We start from the raw sequence: 15,870 nt of genomic DNA on the forward strand, positions 1-15,870 counted from the left end.
TCGAAATACATGAATTCATGACGTCGCTGCTATCGGTATGGATAATCGGCGCACACCGCCATGCCTGCTCGGGCTGAGATACGGTCGACCAAAGGATATAACCGCTGCGCGACTGCGCGGCTCAAGGGGTTTTTGCTCATGGCGCTTGCGCTGATAATCGCTTTGCCATTTCTAGGAATTTGCCTGCCGCTGGTGTGCGAGCGCTTTGGTCGTTCCGCCTGTGCATTTGGCGCCGGGCTGGCCCCTTTGTTGGCGCTGGTATTGCTGTTATCCAAGCGTGGCGCCGTGTTTGGTGGTGAAACGCAAGTGCTGACCATGCCCTGGCTCCCCGAGCTGGGGTTGAATCTCAGCCTCAGACTCGACGGTTTGGGCTTCCTGTTTGCGTTGTTGATCCTTGGCATTGGCCTGCTGGTCATTCTTTACGCGCGTTATTACCTTTCTAAAAGCGAGCCGATGGGCCGCTTCTTCAGCTTTTTTTTGTTGTTCATGGGCGCCATGCTCGGTGTGGTGCTATCCGAAAACCTTCTGTTGATGTTGATGTTCTGGGAGCTGACTAGTCTCTCCTCGTTCCTGCTGATCGGCTTCTGGAATCATCGCTCCGATGCACGCCAGGGCGCGCGGATGGCCCTCGCCGTAACAGGCGGTGGCGGTCTCGCATTGCTGGCCGGCATCCTGTTGATCGGCCATATCGTTGGCAGCTTCGAGTTGAGCGCGGTGTTGGCATCCGGCGACCTGATCCGGGCCAGCTCGCTGTATCCGCTAACGCTGATCCTGGTGCTGCTCGGCGTGTTCACCAAGTCCGCGCAATTTCCATTTCACTTCTGGTTGCCCCAGGCGATGGCGGCGCCTACGCCGGTATCGGCGTTTCTGCACTCGGCGACTATGGTCAAGGCGGGCGTGTTTCTACTGGCGCGGTTGTATCCGGCGTTGTCGGACTCGGAGTGGTGGTTCTACCTGGTCACCCTGACGGGGCTGGCTACTTTATTGATCGGCGCTGTGATGGCGCTATTCCAGCACGATCTCAAAGGGCTATTGGCTTACTCGACCATCAGCCATCTCGGGTTGATCACGTTGTTGTTCGGCCTCGACTCGCGGCTGGGGCCGGTGGCGGCGATCTTTCACATCATCAACCACGCGACGTTCAAGGCATCGTTGTTCATGGCCGCCGGGATCATCGATCACGAGACAGGAACGCGCGACATGCGACGCATCAACGGTATGCTGAAGTACATGCCGCACACGGCGGCACTGGCGATGGTAGCCTCACTGGCGATGGCCGGAGTGCCGCTGCTCAATGGCTTCCTGAGCAAAGAGATGTTTTTTGCCGAGACCCTCGATCAGCATTTGTTGGGCAGCTTCTACTGGACAATTCCGGCGTTGGCGACCTTGGCGAGTGCCTTTTCGGTCGCTTACTCGCTGCGCTTCGTGCATGACGTCTTCTTCAATGGCGAACCGATCGACTTGCCTAAATATCCGCCGCACGAGCCCGCGCGGTACATGAAGATTCCTGTCGAAATTCTGGTGTTGCTCTGCCTGCTGGTGGGCATGTTGCCTGCCTATACCGTGGCGCCACTGCTGGCCGCTGCCGTTGCCGGTAGCCTGGGCGGCGATGTGCCCGAGTACAGCCTGGCGATATGGCACGGCTTCAACCTGCCCCTGGCCATGAGCTTCGTTGCCTTGGGGGGCGGCCTGCTCATCTATTCGATGCGTAAGTGGGCGTTTCGCTGGTACGAAGGGCTGCCACGGGTCGATTCCCTGCAAGTCTTCGCACGCGTAGTCAGCGACATTGCCGGAACGGCGCGCTGGGTAACCGAGCGCATGGAAAATGGATCTCTGCAGCGTTACCTGGCGCTTATGCTGTTCAGCTCATTGCTGGTAGTTGTGTATGCACTGACACCTCTACGGTCGTTGCGCGGCTCTGTGCCGATGACGCCGCTGGACGGCATCACCGTGCTCGGACTGGTGATCCTTGGCCTGGCTTCGGTAATGACGGTTGTATTCCACCGCAGGCGCCTGATGGCGTTGATGGTGCTGAGTGTCGTGGGCTTGATGGTTGCCCTGGTGTTCGCTCGCTACTCGGCACCCGATCTGGCGTTGACGCAGATATCGGTAGAAGTGGTGACCATCATTCTGCTGATCCTGGCGCTTTTCTTCATGCCTGACCGGACGCCGGTCGAGTCGAGCAGTCTGCGCAGTTTTCGCGACCTGATCCTCGCCGGTACTTTCGGCACCATGGTGGCTTTGCTCGCCTATGCGGTGCTGACGCGCCCCTACGACAGCATTGCGTCGTTCTTCCTCGAGAACAGCGTGGTCGGCGGGGGCGGGGCTAACGTGGTCAATGTGATTCTGGTGGACTTCCGTGGCTTCGATACGCTCGGTGAGATTGCCGTGCTGGCCATCGCTGCGGTTGGCATCTACGGCCTGCTTCACGGGCTGCGCCTGCCGCATCCGATACGCGACTATGGCGGCAGGCTATGGTCGACGGACCGGCATCCGATGGTGCTGGATACGCTTTCACGCGTGCTCTTGCCGATGGCGCTGCTGGTTTCGGTGTTTATCTTCCTGCGCGGTCACAACTTGCCGGGTGGCGGCTTCATTGCAGGGTTGATCACCGCGGTCGCGCTGATCTTGCAATACATCTCGCATGGCGTCGTCTGGGCGCAACAGCGTCAGCCGTTCAGTTATCACGGCGTGGCTGGGGCCGGTGTGCTGATTGCAGGCCTGACCGGACTGGGCAGTTGGCTGTTCGGTCGGCCATTCCTGACATCCGCCTTCGGCCATTTCCATCTGCCGCTGGTTGGCGAGTTTGAATTGGCAACCGCAATGCTTTTCGATCTGGGCGTTTACCTGGCAGTGGTGGGGGCCACTCTGCTGATTCTTTCCAACCTAGGTCATGTCAGCCAGGACGAGTCGTGCAAGGAGGTGCTTTGATGGAGTTTGTCTTCGCGATAACGCTCGGCGTGATGATGGCCAGCGGTGTTTATCTGCTGTTGCGTGCTCGCATATTTCCAGTGGTGATGGGACTGACGCTGATTTCCTACGCGGTGAATCTGTTCATCTTCGCCATGGGACGCCTCGCGACCGGGGTTCCGGCGATTATCGGAAAGAGTGCCGAGTATGGCGATCCCCTGCCGCAGGCGTTGGTGCTGACCGCCATCGTCATTGGCTTCGCCATGACCGCGTTCGTGGTGGTGCTGGCACTTCGCGGTCTCGGCGAGTTACGTACCGATCATGTTGACGGTCGGGAGCCGCGGGAATGAATCACGCATTGATCCTTCCGATCCTCCTGCCGTTATTGACCGGTTGCGTCTTGCTTTTGGCTCATCGGCAGGGCGCGCCATTCAAGCGTCTGGTGTCGGTTGCAGCGACGTGGTTATTGGTCCCGCTGACGCTTTGGCTGTTATTGCAGGCGGACTCCGGCGTGCTCTCGGTATACCGACTCGGCGACTGGCGACCACCGTTCGGCATCATGCTGCTGCTCGACCGGCTGAGCGCGCTGATGCTGCTGGTCACCGCCGTGCTTGCGGGCTTCTCGGTGCTCTACGCAGCGCGCGGAGACGACGAGCGTGGTCCGAATTTCCATGCGTTGTTCCAGTTTCAGCTGGCGGGTATCAACGGAGCATTTCTAACCGGTGATCTGTTCAATCTCTTCGTGTTCTTCGAGATTCTGCTGATTTCTTCCTACGCGTTGTTGCTGCACGGTCATGGCGCGAAACGGGTGCAGGCTGGCATCCACTACGTCGTGCTGAATCTGCTGGGGTCGTCATTGTTCCTGATTGGGGTCAGCATGCTCTACGGGCTCACCGGGACCCTGAACATGGCGGACCTGGCGGGGCGAGTGGCTGCGGCCGACCCGGCGGATGCGCCGCTACTGGCTGCTGCGGGTTACCTGCTGCTGGTGGTGTTCGCCTTGAAGGCAGCCATCCTGCCGCTGTACTTCTGGTTGCCGCGAGCCTATGCCTCGGCGACCGCACCGGTCGCGGCCCTGTTCGCGATCATGACCAAGCTCGGCCTCTATGCCATCGTACGGGTGTTCACGCTGATTTTCGGTAGCGAAGCGGGCGTACTCAGCAACATGGTGCTCGACTGGTTGTGGCCGCTATCGATGTTGACCCTTGTCGGCGGCGTGTTGGGCGCGTTGGCTGCACGCAATCTGCAGATCCTGCTGTCCTATCTGGTGGTGGTTTCGGTGGGGACGTTGCTGGCCGGCGTTGCGCTGGGAACGGAAGCAGGGCTGGGGGCGGCGCTTTACTACCTGGTGCATAGCACCCTGGTATCAGGCGGTCTGTTTCTACTGGCAGACATCATCGCGCGACAGCGCGGCGATACGGCATCCGAGCTGATATCGGCGCCAGCCTTAAGGCAGCCGTTGGTGTTGGGGGCGCTATTCTTCGCCGGCGCGATTTCCATTGCTGGGCTGCCTCCCTTTTCGGGCTTTCTGGGCAAAGTGATGTTGCTGCGAGCCGTCTCTCCAGGTATCGATGCCTCGATACTCTGGCCCGTGATTCTGGTCGGTGGGTTGGGCATGGTAATTGCGCTGAGCCGGGCCGGCAGCATGGTGTTCTGGCGCCCGAGTGACGCAGTCAGCGTAGGAAAGCCGGCTGACACGGTACGTCTTGCCACGGCCTTCGGCTTGTTGCTGGGCAGTGTGATGCTGGTGGTGGCGGCACAGCCGATCCAGGCATACGTGCAGGCGACTGCCACGCAGTTGTTCGATCTCGCACCCTATCTGCAGATCATTCGGGGAGGCGAAGTATGAGATCCCGTATGTTGCCCAAGCCGGCGCTTACCCTCTTGCTGGCCATGCTCTGGCTGATGCTCAATAACACCCTTGGCGTAGGACACCTCCTGCTCGGTCTGTTTCTCGGCTGGGCGATTCCATTGCTGGCGAAGGGCTTCCTGGTGGATCTGCCGGCGGTTCGGCGTCCGCTGAAGCTCTGCCTGTTTTGCGTCAAGGTTTTCTACGACATCGTCCTCGCCAACCTTCATGTCGCCAAGTTGGTGCTCGGGCCTCGGGGGCGTTTGCAGCCTGCATTCGTCGAAATACCGATGGCGATCGAACACCCCTTTGTTCTCGCCGTATTGACCAGCATCATTTCGCTCACGCCAGGAACCGTATCAGCGGCATTGCGACCCGATCACAAAGTCCTTTTGATTCACGCGTTAGACGCCCCTGACATCGAGGCGCTGGCCGCCGAGGTGAAGAACCGTTACGAAACACCGTTGCTGGAGATATTCGAATGCTCACGTATGTGATTCCGCTGTGCATGGCGATCATCGGGCTTGCGGCGGTGCTCAATGTGATGCGATTGGTCCAGGGGCCTGACATGCCTGACCGGGTGTTGGCGCTCGACACGCTGTATATCAATGCGCTGGCGCTGATCGTAATGTTCGGTATCTGGCTGGCTTCCGATCTGTTCTTCGAGGCCGCCTTGCTGATCGCAGTGATGGGGTTCGTCAGTACCGTTGCGGTGGGCAAGCACCTGTTGCACGGTGAAATCATCGACTGAGGAGTCAGCATGCCATTCTGGATCGAACTGTTGGTGAGCGCGTTTTTGATCGTGGGCAGCGTTTTCGCGCTGGTCGGAGCGATCGGTCTGTATCGCCTGCCTGATTTCTTCACTCGGCTTCATGGGCCTACCAAGGCAAGCACCATGGGAGTGGGCGGTATCGTGATCGCGTCGATGATCTTTTTTAGTAGTCAGGGCGATGGCCTCAGCCTCCACGAAATGCTGATTACCCTGTTTCTGTTTCTGACCGCGCCGGTCAGTGCCCACGTACTGGCCAAAGCCGCGATGCAGCAGAAGCTGCCATACACGGCGAGGACGCGTGGCAAGCCCTGGGATTGACGAAGGCCGGACGTGTCAGATGACGATGCTGCTCGGTGAAGGTTGTCGCTCATTTTCCTGTGACAGTTGCTTGATCATCGCCTGCTGCAACTGGATACACAGCTGCGGATCCGACAAAGGTTGATTATCGGCGTTGGTGACGAAGAACACGTCTTCCACGCGCTCGCCGAGCGTCGCGATCTTGGCGTTCTGCACTGACAGATCGAAGTCCAGGAATAGCTGGCCGATGCGTGCCAGCAGGCCGGGGCGATCAGGTGCGACAACTTCGATGATCGTCTGCGGGCGCTGCATGTCGTTGTGGATGGTGACCTGGGGCGGAAAGGCGAAATGCTTGAGCTGCCGGGGTACCCGCTTCTGAATGATCGTCAGGTAATCATCCGGATTGCGTAGTGCATCGATCAGGCCTTGGCGAATTTCCTCGGTACGTTCGGGATCGTTGCCAATGGGCGTACCGTCGGCATCCAGCACAATGTAGGTATCCAAGGTGAACTGGCTGCTCGAGGTGATGATCCGGGCGTCGTGAATGTTCAGGTTCAACTGATCCATGGCCGCCACGGTTACGGCGAAGAAGTCATGCTGATCAGGCGCGTAGATGAAAATTTGCGTGCCGCCTTCGAATTCGCGCTGAGTGGTTTCCTTGATCAATACCAGCGGCCCGCCGTCGCTCGGGTGATCGATGATGGCCTCGGTGTGCCAGGCGACGTCGGTGGAGCTGTGACGCATGAAATAATCATCGCCCAGCTGCGACCAGAGCTGTTCGGCATCGTCCGGATCGGTGCCGTTGCGCACCAGATTATCGAGCGCGGCGCGTTGGGTCTGACGAATCTGTTCCTCGCGCCCCAGCGGATTTTCCAGGCCACGCCTGAGCGCCCGCTTGGTTTCGGTGTACAGCTGGCGCAGCAGGCTGGCCCGCCATGAATTCCAGAGGGTTGGGTTGGTCGCGTTGATGTCCGCCACCGTCAGCACATACAGGTAGTCGAGGTGGGTCTCGTCGCCAACCAGTTGGGCAAAATCGTTAATCACTTGCGGATCGGAGAGGTCCTTGCGCTGCGCGGTTGTGGACATCACCAAGTGATTTTCCACCAGCCAGACCACCAGGCGCGTATCCCATGCAGGAAGCTTGTGGCGCAAACAGAACTCCTGAGCGTCCACCGCGCCCAGCTCCGAATGATCCCCGCCCCGGCCCTTGGCGATATCGTGATAGAGGCCCGCAATGTAGATGAGCTCGGGCTTGGGCAGGCGTTCCACCAGCTTGCTGGCCAGTGGGTACTTCTCGGCGACGCCGGGTTTGCTCAGCTTTCGCAGATATTTGATGACGTTGAGCGTGTGGGCATCGACGGTATAAATATGGAAAAGGTCATGCTGCATCTGTCCGACGATATGACCGAACTCTGGCAAATAGCGCCCCAGAATGCCGTAACGATTCATTCGTCGCAGGTTGCGATGGATGCCTTCCTTGCACTTGAACAGCTCGATGAACAGGCTGGTATTGCGAATGTCGCTGCGAAAATCATCGTCGATGAGGTGGCGATGATCGCGCAGAAGACGAATGGTCTCGGCACGGACACCCTGAATTTCAGGGTGTTGTGCCAGCAGTACGAAAATTTCCAAGATCGCGAAGGGTCTGCGCTTGAATACCGAATCATCGGTCACTTCGAGGTAGCCGTCGCGCACTAGGAAGCGGCTGTTGAGCGGCACGGCGTCACCGCTGTCGCCTTCCCAGAGAATGACCTCGGCAAAGTGCTGCCCGACCAGATCGCTGAGCTCGGAAATGCTCATGACCACGCGGTAGTACTTCTGCATGAAACGCTCGATTGCCAGCTTGGCGTCGTTGTCTTTATAGCCGAGGAGGGCGGCCAGGCTGCGCTGGTGGTCGAACAGCAGGCGGTCCTCGGCGCGCCCGGCGAGCATGTGCAGCCCGTAGCGGACTCGCCAGATGAACTCCTGGCTGGAGGCGAGCAGGGAATATTCACCTTCGGTCAGAAAACCTTGGTCGAGAATTGCGCTTAAATTCAGGCTGCCAAGCTGGCGCCTTGCGATCCACAGGATCGTCTGGATGTCACGCAGCCCGCCGGGGGAGCCTTTTACGTTGGGCTCAAGGTTGTATTCGGTGTTGTTGTATTTGGAATGACGTGCCGCTTGCTCGTTGCGTTTGGCAAGGAAGAACTCCTTGCTCGGCCACATCTCCGATGGGCTGGTGACCTTCAGCATGTCCTGTCGCAGGCGCTCGGGACCGGCGATGGTGCGACTCTCCATCAGGTTGGTGATCACCGTCAGGTCTGCGCGTGCCTCTTCGGCGCATTCCGCCACCGAGCGTACGCTCTGGCCGACCTCGAGCCCGATATCCCAGAGCAGGGTCAGGAAACCTTCAATGGAACCGCGGAATTTCTCGTGATCACCGTTATCGAGCAAAATCAGCAGATCGATATCGGAATAGGGATGCAGTTCTCCGCGACCGTAACCGCCCACGGCCACCAGAGCGATATTAGAATCGTCGCACCAGTCGAAGCGGCCCCAAGCGGCTTGCAGAATCTGGTCGACGAACCAGGCGCGATCCTCGATCAGACGACGGATATCGTGGCCCGCTAGAAAGCGTGCATCGAGCACCTCTCGGGCTTTACGAATGACTTTCTTGAAGGCCGCGATGGGGCTTGCCTTGAGCGCCAGTTCGGCCTGGAACTGGCCTCCATCGAACAGCTCTGGATCAACCGGATGCATGCCTTCGTCCTCGAAACTGCGGAATCGATCAGTGATCAGGCTGACGTGCGGGCGATGCTGTCATCGCTGCGCAGGGTAAAGATTTCGTAGCCGTCAGCGGTGACCAGAATGGTGTGCTCCCACTGGGCAGAGAGCTTGCGATCCTTGGTGATAGCCGTCCAGCCGTCCCCGAGCAGGCGGGTCTCCGAGCGGCCCTGGTTGATCATCGGCTCAATGGTGAAGGTCATGCCTTCCTTCAGCTCCAGGCCGGTCCCAGCGCGGCCGTAGTGCAAGACCTGGGGTTCCTCATGGAAGACCTTGCCGATGCCATGCCCGCAATACTCCCGGACGACCGAAAAGCCATTCTTCTCGGCATGCTTCTGGATCACTTCACCGATGTCGCCGAGGCGCGCGCCGGGGCGAACAAGCTCGATACCTTTATAGAGGCATTCCTGTGTCACCCTGCACAGGCGCTCGGCCCATTCCGGAGTCTTGCCGACCATGAACATCTTGCTGGTATCGCCATGGTAGCCATCCTTGATGACGGTGATGTCGATATTGAGAATGTCGCCATCCTTCAAGGGCTTGTCGTTGGGGATGCCGTGACAGACCACATGATTGATCGAGGTGCAGATCGACTTGGGAAATCCCTTGTAGTTGAGCGGGGCGGGTATGGCTTGCTGGACGTTGACGATGTGGTCGTGGCAGAGGCGGTCGAGTTCATCGGTAGTGACGCCTGGCTTGACGTGCTCACCGATCATTTCCAGCACCTCGGCTGCCAGGCGGCCGGCGATGCGCATTTTCTCGATATCTTCAGGCGTCTTGATGGAAACGGTCATGCAACCCTCTTGGCGCCAAGAGGCGCAGGCGGAAAAATTGAAGGGATCAATGATAAACCAAAGCGCCCTTTGGCTGCAGGCGGGCCCGGAACGGGAACGTGGCGGGATAACTTTGAGTCCGTTCTGCTGACGGTGCCTATCTTGGGAGTGCGCTAGCCTCTGGCGCTTCTTTGTGCTATAAAACGCGCCGCTCTGCGGGAGTGCCCGCCGAGCCTGACCCCACACACGTGTCGACACGGTATCCTGGGTGCTCGCAAGAGTTGGATATCGGGACGCGTGGAGGCCTAACCCGACTTATTCTGAGGAAGTCCCATGTCTCAAGTCACTATGCGCGATATGCTGAAGGCCGGTGTGCACTTCGGCCACCAGACCCGTTACTGGAACCCGAAGATGGATAAATACATCTTTGGCGCGCGTAACAAGATTCACATCATCAACCTCGAAAAAACCCTGCCGATGTTCAACGACGCGCTGCGTTTCGTTGAAAAGCTGGCTGCGGGCAAGAACAAGATTCTGTTCGTCGGCACCAAGCGTTCCGCTGGCAAGATCGTTCGCGAAGAAGCTGCTCGCTGCGGTTCTCCGTACGTCGATCATCGCTGGTTGGGCGGCATGCTGACCAACTACAAGACCATTCGCGCCTCGATCAAGCGCCTGCGTGAGCTGGAAACCCAGTCTCAGGACGGTACTTTCGAGAAGCTGACCAAGAAAGAAGCTCTGATGCGTACCCGTGATCTGGAAAAGCTGGATCGCAGCCTGGGTGGTATCAAGGACATGGGCGGCCTGCCGGACGCGATGTTCGTTGTCGATGTTGATCATGAGCGCATCGCGATTTCCGAAGCCAACAAGCTGGGCATTCCGGTTATCGGTATTGTCGATACCAACAGCAGCCCGGAAGGCGTCGACTACATCATCCCTGGTAATGATGATGCCATCCGTGCCGTGCAATTGTATTTGGGCTCCATGGCAGACGCTGTACTGCGTGGCCGTCAGAATGGTGCCGGTGGCGCTGACGAGTTCGTCGAAGAGGCCGCCCCTGAGGCTGCTCAAGGCTGAGCGCAACTGTCGCCTAGCTGATACCCGTTGAACAGAAAGGGGGCTATGCCCCCTTTTTGCCACTTCCGAATTGATCGTCCGATTGATGGGCGATGATCGAAAATCGAATCGAGAGGATTTGCGAACATGGCAGAGATCACTGCAGCCCTGGTCAAAGAACTGCGCGAGCGCACTGGCCAAGGCATGATGGATTGCAAAAAAGCACTCACCGCTGCCGGCGGCGACATCGAAAAAGCCATTGACGATATGCGTGCAGCTGGTGCCATCAAGGCGGCCAAGAAAGCGGGCAACATCGCTGCTGAAGGCGCTATTGCGGTCAAGGTTGCTGATGACAACAAGCGTGCCGTGATCATTGAGGTCAACTCGCAGACCGACTTCCTGGCCCTGCAGGACGACTTCAAGAATTTCGTCAACACTAGTGTCGAGAAAGCCTTTGCCGAGAAGATGACCGATGCGGCTCCGCTGATCGCCGCTCAGGAAGCCGATCGTGAGGCGCTGGTTGCCAAGTGCGGCGAGAACGTCAACATCCGCCGTCTGACCACTGTCGAAGCTGATCTGGTTGGGTCCTACCTGCATGGTCATCGCATCGGCGTTCTGGTCGCCCTGAAAGGTGGCAACGTCGAGCTGGCCAAAGAAATCGCTATGCATGTGGCGGCCAGCAATCCTCAGTTCCTGGATCCGTCGCAGGTTTCCGAAGAAGCCGTTGCCAAGGAGAAGGAAATCTTCCTGGCGCTGAACGAAGACAAAATCAAGGGCAAGCCCGCCGAGATCGTCGAGAAGATGGTTGCTGGACGCATCAGCAAATTCCTTGCTGAAGCCAGTCTGGTCGAGCAAGCCTTCGTCAAGGATCCTGAAGTCAAGGTTGGCGATCTGGCGAAGAAAGCTGGTGCAGAGATCGTTTCCTTCGTTCGCTACGAAGTAGGCGAAGGCATCGAGCGTGCTGAAGTCGACTTCGCTGCCGAAGTTGCCGCCCAGGTCGCTGCTACCAAGCAATAAGACGCTCCTGTTGTCCTCGAAGAGGCTGCCCGCTCACGCGCGCGGCCTCTTTGTCGGACTGGGGCGCAGAAAAGTTTTTTGCCGCGCTATAGTCAGCGCTTGGCACCAACTCGCGACTGCGCTGTCATAGCGCAGATATTTTCTGGCCATAGCGCCAGTCTGATCATACGAACGCCGCAGGAGAAACAACGCCAATGGCTCAGCAGATGAGTGCACGCAATCCTCGCTATAAACGCATTCTGCTCAAATTAAGCGGCGAAGCCCTGATGGGGTCGGAAGACTTCGGCATCGATCCCAAGGTGCTTGATCGCATGGCCTTGGAAGTCGGGCAATTGGTCGGAATCGGCGTCGAGGTTGGTCTGGTCATCGGTGGCGGCAACTTGTTCCGCGGCGCGGCGCTTTCTGCGGCCGGTATGGATCGCGTCACTGGCGACCACATGGGCATGCTGGCGACGGTGATGAATTCCCTGGCCATGCGTGACGCTTTGGAGCGCTCGAACATTCCTGCGCTGGTCATGTCGGCGATTTCCATGGTCGGTGTCACCGATCATTACGACCGCCGCAAGGCTATGCGTCATCTCAAGAGCGGGGAAGTGGTGATTTTCTCCGCCGGCACCGGCAATCCATTCTTCACTACCGACTCGGCTGCCTGTCTTCGCGCCATCGAGATCCATGCCGACGTCGTACTCAAGGCCACGAAGGTTGATGGTGTGTACACCGCAGATCCATTCAAGGATCCAAATGCCGAGAAATTCGAGCAACTGACCTATGATGACGTGCTCGACCGCAAGCTGGGCGTCATGGACCTGACCGCCATCTGCCTGTGCCGCGACCACAACATGCCGCTGCGGGTGTTCAACATGAACAAGCCCGGTGCCCTACTTAATATCGTGCTCGGCGGCGCTGAAGGAACTTTGATCGAGGAACAGAACCAATGATCAACGAGATCAAGCAAGACGCTCAGGAACGCATGAAGAAAACCCTGGAATCGCTGGGGCATGCATTCGCCAAAATCCGCACCGGTCGTGCCCATCCGAGTATTCTCGACAGCGTGATGGTGTCCTATTACGGCAGCGACACCCCGTTGCGCCAGATCGCCAACGTAATTGCCGAAGACTCCCGCACCCTTGCATTGACCGTGTTCGACAAGGGCATGATTCAGGCGGTCGAGAAAGCCATCATGACTTCAGACCTGGGTTTGAATCCGGCCACGGCGGGCACCACCATTCGTGTTCCCATGCCGGCCCTTACGGAGGAGACCCGCAAGGGCTATACCAAGCAGGCGCGCGCCGAGGCCGAAAACGCTCGGGTCGCGGTGCGTAACATCCGCCGTGATGCTATCGCACAGCTCAAGGATTTGGTGAAAGAGAAGGAAATCAGCGAAGACGAGGAACGCCGTGCGCAGGACGACGTTCAAAAGCTGACCGACAAGTATGTTGCGGAAATCGACAAGGCGCTTGAAGGCAAGGAAAACGACCTGATGGCTGTTTGATGGTGCTGTACCGGACTTCGTCCGTACTGCTCACGTCGGAGCGCGCCGATCCGGTAGGGACCGAAGCGCGAGGGGCTAACCAGTCGTATCCCCCGGAAATTGCCGCCGGCAGTTTCTCCCATTGTTCGCAGCGTGATTGAGCGCAGGTAGAGTCGTTTCATGGAAAAGGTCAGGCAGACTGCCGGGCGGAATGTACCCCGTCATGTCGCAGTCATCATGGATGGCAACAATCGCTGGGCAAAACGGCGTCTTTTACCGGGCGTGGCTGGGCATAAGGCCGGAGTCGATGCGGTGCGAGCTGTCATCGAGGTATGTGCCGAGGCGGGTGTCGAGGTGCTGACACTGTTCGCCTTTTCCAGCGAGAACTGGCAGCGGCCGGCCGAGGAGGTCGGTGCGCTGATGGAGCTGTTCCTGACCGCGTTGCGCCGTGAGGCGCGCAAGCTCAATGAAAACGGCATCAGCCTGCGGATCATTGGTGATCGCTCGCGCTTCCATCCCGAGCTGCAGGCTGCAATGCTCGAAGCGGAAGAAATGACCGCCGGCCCTGGCCGTTTCGTACTTCAGGTTGCTGCCAACTATGGCGGTCAATGGGACATTCTCCAGGCCGCTCAGCGGATGGCTCGTGAAGCACAGGCGGGACACCTCGATCCGAACGAGATCTCGCCGGCACTTTTCCAGAGCTATCTCGCAACGGCTGATATGCCATTACCTGACCTTTGCATTCGTACTGGTGGTGAGCGGCGCATCAGCAATTTTCTGTTGTGGCAACTGGCTTACGCCGAGTTGTATTTTTCTGATCTGTTCTGGCCGGATTTCAAACACGATGCCATGCGCACTGCACTGGCCGATTTCGCCAAGCGGCAGCGGCGTTTCGGCAAGACCGGTGATCAGGTTGAAACAGAGGTTCGTGCCGAATGCTGAAACAACGCATCATGACCGCCGCCGTTCTGCTACCAATCGCGCTGATTGGCTTTTTCCTTCTCGAGGGCCTCGCATTCGCTTTGTTCATCGGCGTTGTGGTGGTGCTGGGTGGCTGGGAGTGGGCGCGCCTTGCGGGCTTTGCTGGGCAGCTCGCGCGGATTGGCTATGCCGCGGTGGTCGCACTGCTCTTGATTTTGCTGTATCGGATGTCGGTGGCCGCTGCGTGGCTGCTCCCGCTCAGTGTGCTCTGGTGGCTGGCTGCCACCGCGCTGGTGCTCGGTTACCCTGGTAGTCAGCGCTACTGGGGGGGGCGTGTGGGTAGCCTGGTGATCGGTTTGTTGATTTTGTTGCCGGCGTGGCAGGCCTTGGTACAGCTCAAGCAATGGCCACAAGGCAACTGGCTGATCGTGGCGGTGATGGTCCTGGTCTGGGCTGCTGATATCGGAGCCTATTTTTCCGGTAAAGCGCTGGGGCGGCGCAAGTTGGCGCCTCAGGTCAGTCCGGGCAAGAGTTGGGAAGGCCTGGTCGGTGGGCTCATCACCAGCCTGTTGATTACGCTGGCTGTCGGGCTTTATCGGGGGTGGTCTCCCCGCGAGCTGGTACTGGCGCTGCTCGGTGCTGCAGTGGTCGTCGTGATTTCGGTGGTAGGTGATCTGACCGAAAGCATGTTCAAGCGCAGCTCGGGAATCAAGGACAGCAGTCAGTTGTTGCCTGGGCACGGGGGCGTGATGGATCGCATCGACAGCCTGACCGCTGCGGTGCCGGTTTTCACCGTTCTGCTGTGGCTGGCTGGGTGGGGTGCTTGGTGAGCGCACCCCTACAGGTCACGGTCCTTGGCGCGACGGGATCGATCGGGCTGAGTACGCTGGATGTGATGGCTCGTCATCCCGAGCGCTACCAGGCCTTCGCACTCACGGCGTTCAGTCGTATCGCCGAGCTGCGCGATTTGTGCCGCCTGCATCGCCCCCGATATGCCGTGGTCGATGGTAGCGACAAGGCTCGGGAGCTCCAGGGGCAGCTCGACTCCGACGGAATCAAGACTCGTGTGCTGGTAGGCGAGGGTGGACTGAGCGAAGTTGCGGCCCATCCCGAAGTCGATGTGGTGATGGCTGCGATTGTCGGCGCCGCAGGCCTGCGCCCCACTCTGGCGGCGGTTCAGGCCAGCAAGCGGGTATTGTTGGCGAACAAGGAGGCGCTGGTCATGTCCGGCGCGCTGTTCATGCAGGCGTTGCGCGACAGCGAGGCGGTGCTGCTGCCCATCGATAGCGAGCACAACGCTATATTTCAATGTCTGCCGGGCAACTATGGCCATGGGCTCGGCAGCGTCGGGGTGAGGCGGATTCTGCTTACCGCATCCGGCGGGCCGTTCCGTCAGCTCCCGCTGGAGCAGCTTTCAGCGGTCTCCGCCGATCAGGCATGTGCGCATCCGAACTGGTCCATGGGACGAAAGATCTCTGTGGACTCGGCCAGCATGATGAACAAGGGGCTCGAGCTCATCGAGGCGTGCTGGCTGTTCAATGCGCGCCCCGATCAGGTCGAGGTGGTCATTCATCCGCAAAGCGTCATTCACTCGATGGTCGACTACATCGATGGCTCTGTGCTGGCACAGCTCGGGAACCCGGACATGCGCACGCCTATCGCTCATGCGCTGGCGTGGCCGGAGCGAATCGATTCAGGCGTGTCGGCATTGGATCTGCTGCAGACCGGCCGTCTGGATTTCGAAGCGCCCGACCAGCAGAGGTTCCCTTGTTTGCGTATTGCTCGGCAGGCTGCCCAGGATGGCGGAACGGCACCGGCAATGCTCAATGCGGCGAACGAGGTGGCGGTGGATGCATTTCTCAACGGTCGCATTCGCTTCACCGAGATCGCGAGTATCATCGAGGACGTTCTCGATCTGGAAGCGTCGGTTCCGGCCCGCTGTCTGGCGGATGTGTTTGCGGCCGATGCGCAGGCCCGAACGTTGGCGGCGCGTTGGTTGCATAGTCGCAATCGCTAACGGTTGAGGGTGTTCGCTTAGCAAAGC

15 protein-coding genes are annotated in these 15,870 nt (G+C 59.0%); 13 read left to right on the forward strand and 2 right to left on the reverse strand.

All coding sequences use genetic code 11. From position 1 onward, the window contains the following. Positions 1-138 precede the first annotated feature (138 nt). The 6 genes from UF78_RS06585 to UF78_RS06610 are packed head-to-tail and all read left to right on the forward strand — an operon-like array spanning position 139 to position 5,849. Positions 139-2,931 carry a monovalent cation/H+ antiporter subunit A gene (locus UF78_RS06585; RefSeq protein ID WP_045161277.1) on the forward strand — a complete coding sequence of 931 codons (2,793 nt, stop codon included), beginning with the start codon at positions 139-141 and terminating at the stop codon, positions 2,929-2,931. Beyond that, the gene (locus UF78_RS06590; RefSeq protein WP_045161278.1) at positions 2,931-3,260 is read left to right on the forward strand and encodes a Na+/H+ antiporter subunit C; all 330 of its coding nucleotides are present in this window, start codon (positions 2,931-2,933) and stop codon (positions 3,258-3,260) included. Before UF78_RS06585 ends, UF78_RS06590 begins: the two co-directional genes overlap by 1 nt. Then, a complete protein-coding gene (locus UF78_RS06595; protein WP_045161279.1) occupies positions 3,257-4,759 on the forward strand; it encodes a monovalent cation/H+ antiporter subunit D in 1,503 nt (500 codons plus the stop codon). The genes UF78_RS06590 and UF78_RS06595 overlap by 4 nt, the downstream gene beginning before the upstream one ends. Then, positions 4,756-5,256, forward strand: coding sequence for a Na+/H+ antiporter subunit E (locus UF78_RS06600; RefSeq protein ID WP_045161280.1), 501 nt, complete (start codon positions 4,756-4,758; stop codon positions 5,254-5,256). Before UF78_RS06595 ends, UF78_RS06600 begins: the two co-directional genes overlap by 4 nt. Then, a complete protein-coding gene (locus UF78_RS06605; RefSeq protein WP_045161281.1) occupies positions 5,241-5,510 on the forward strand; it encodes a K+/H+ antiporter subunit F in 270 nt (89 codons plus the stop codon). Before UF78_RS06600 ends, UF78_RS06605 begins: the two co-directional genes overlap by 16 nt. A gap of 9 nt (positions 5,511-5,519) precedes the next feature. Next, a complete protein-coding gene (locus UF78_RS06610; RefSeq protein WP_045161282.1) occupies positions 5,520-5,849 on the forward strand; it encodes a Na+/H+ antiporter subunit G in 330 nt (109 codons plus the stop codon). 15 nt (positions 5,850-5,864) lie between these two features. Here the strand turns inward: UF78_RS06610 and UF78_RS06615 are convergent, their stop codons facing one another. Continuing rightward, the gene (locus tag UF78_RS06615) at positions 5,865-8,567 is read right to left on the reverse strand and encodes a [protein-PII] uridylyltransferase (RefSeq protein WP_045161283.1); all 2,703 of its coding nucleotides are present in this window, start codon (positions 8,565-8,567) and stop codon (positions 5,865-5,867) included. Between the two features lie 35 nt (positions 8,568-8,602). Next, positions 8,603-9,385: a type I methionyl aminopeptidase gene (gene map / locus UF78_RS06620; protein WP_045161284.1), complete on the reverse strand. Its 783-nt coding sequence runs from the start codon at positions 9,383-9,385 to the stop codon at positions 8,603-8,605. Positions 9,386-9,697: 312 nt separating this feature from the next. Between map and rpsB the strand changes: the two genes are divergently transcribed. The 7 genes from rpsB to ispC all read left to right on the forward strand — a co-directional run bounded on the left by rpsB (position 9,698) and on the right by ispC (position 15,843). After that, entirely contained in the window at positions 9,698-10,438 is a 741-nt protein-coding gene (gene rpsB, locus UF78_RS06625; RefSeq protein ID WP_025240918.1) for a 30S ribosomal protein S2, read from the forward strand. Positions 10,439-10,564: 126 nt separating this feature from the next. Then, positions 10,565-11,434 carry a translation elongation factor Ts gene (gene tsf / locus UF78_RS06630; RefSeq protein ID WP_045161285.1) on the forward strand — a complete coding sequence of 290 codons (870 nt, stop codon included), beginning with the start codon at positions 10,565-10,567 and terminating at the stop codon, positions 11,432-11,434. 194 nt (positions 11,435-11,628) lie between these two features. Beyond that, a complete protein-coding gene (gene pyrH / locus UF78_RS06635) occupies positions 11,629-12,372 on the forward strand; it encodes a UMP kinase (protein ID WP_019342381.1) in 744 nt (247 codons plus the stop codon). After that, on the forward strand, positions 12,369-12,926 hold the full coding sequence (gene frr / locus UF78_RS06640) for a ribosome recycling factor (protein WP_045161286.1): 558 nt from the start codon (positions 12,369-12,371) through the stop codon (positions 12,924-12,926). Before pyrH ends, frr begins: the two co-directional genes overlap by 4 nt. 159 nt (positions 12,927-13,085) lie before the next feature. Then, entirely contained in the window at positions 13,086-13,847 is a 762-nt protein-coding gene (gene uppS / locus UF78_RS06645; protein WP_045161287.1) for a polyprenyl diphosphate synthase, read from the forward strand. Next, positions 13,841-14,656 carry a phosphatidate cytidylyltransferase gene (locus UF78_RS06650; protein ID WP_045161288.1) on the forward strand — a complete coding sequence of 272 codons (816 nt, stop codon included), beginning with the start codon at positions 13,841-13,843 and terminating at the stop codon, positions 14,654-14,656. Before uppS ends, UF78_RS06650 begins: the two co-directional genes overlap by 7 nt. Next, positions 14,653-15,843 (forward strand): 1-deoxy-D-xylulose-5-phosphate reductoisomerase, encoded by a 1,191-nt coding sequence (ispC, locus tag UF78_RS06655; protein ID WP_045161321.1) that lies wholly within the window; start codon positions 14,653-14,655, stop codon positions 15,841-15,843. Before UF78_RS06650 ends, ispC begins: the two co-directional genes overlap by 4 nt. Positions 15,844-15,870 lie beyond the last annotated feature (27 nt).

The organism is Stutzerimonas stutzeri, from assembly GCF_000952685.1.
GTDB classification, from domain to species: Bacteria; Pseudomonadota; Gammaproteobacteria; order Pseudomonadales; family Pseudomonadaceae; genus Stutzerimonas; species Stutzerimonas stutzeri_E.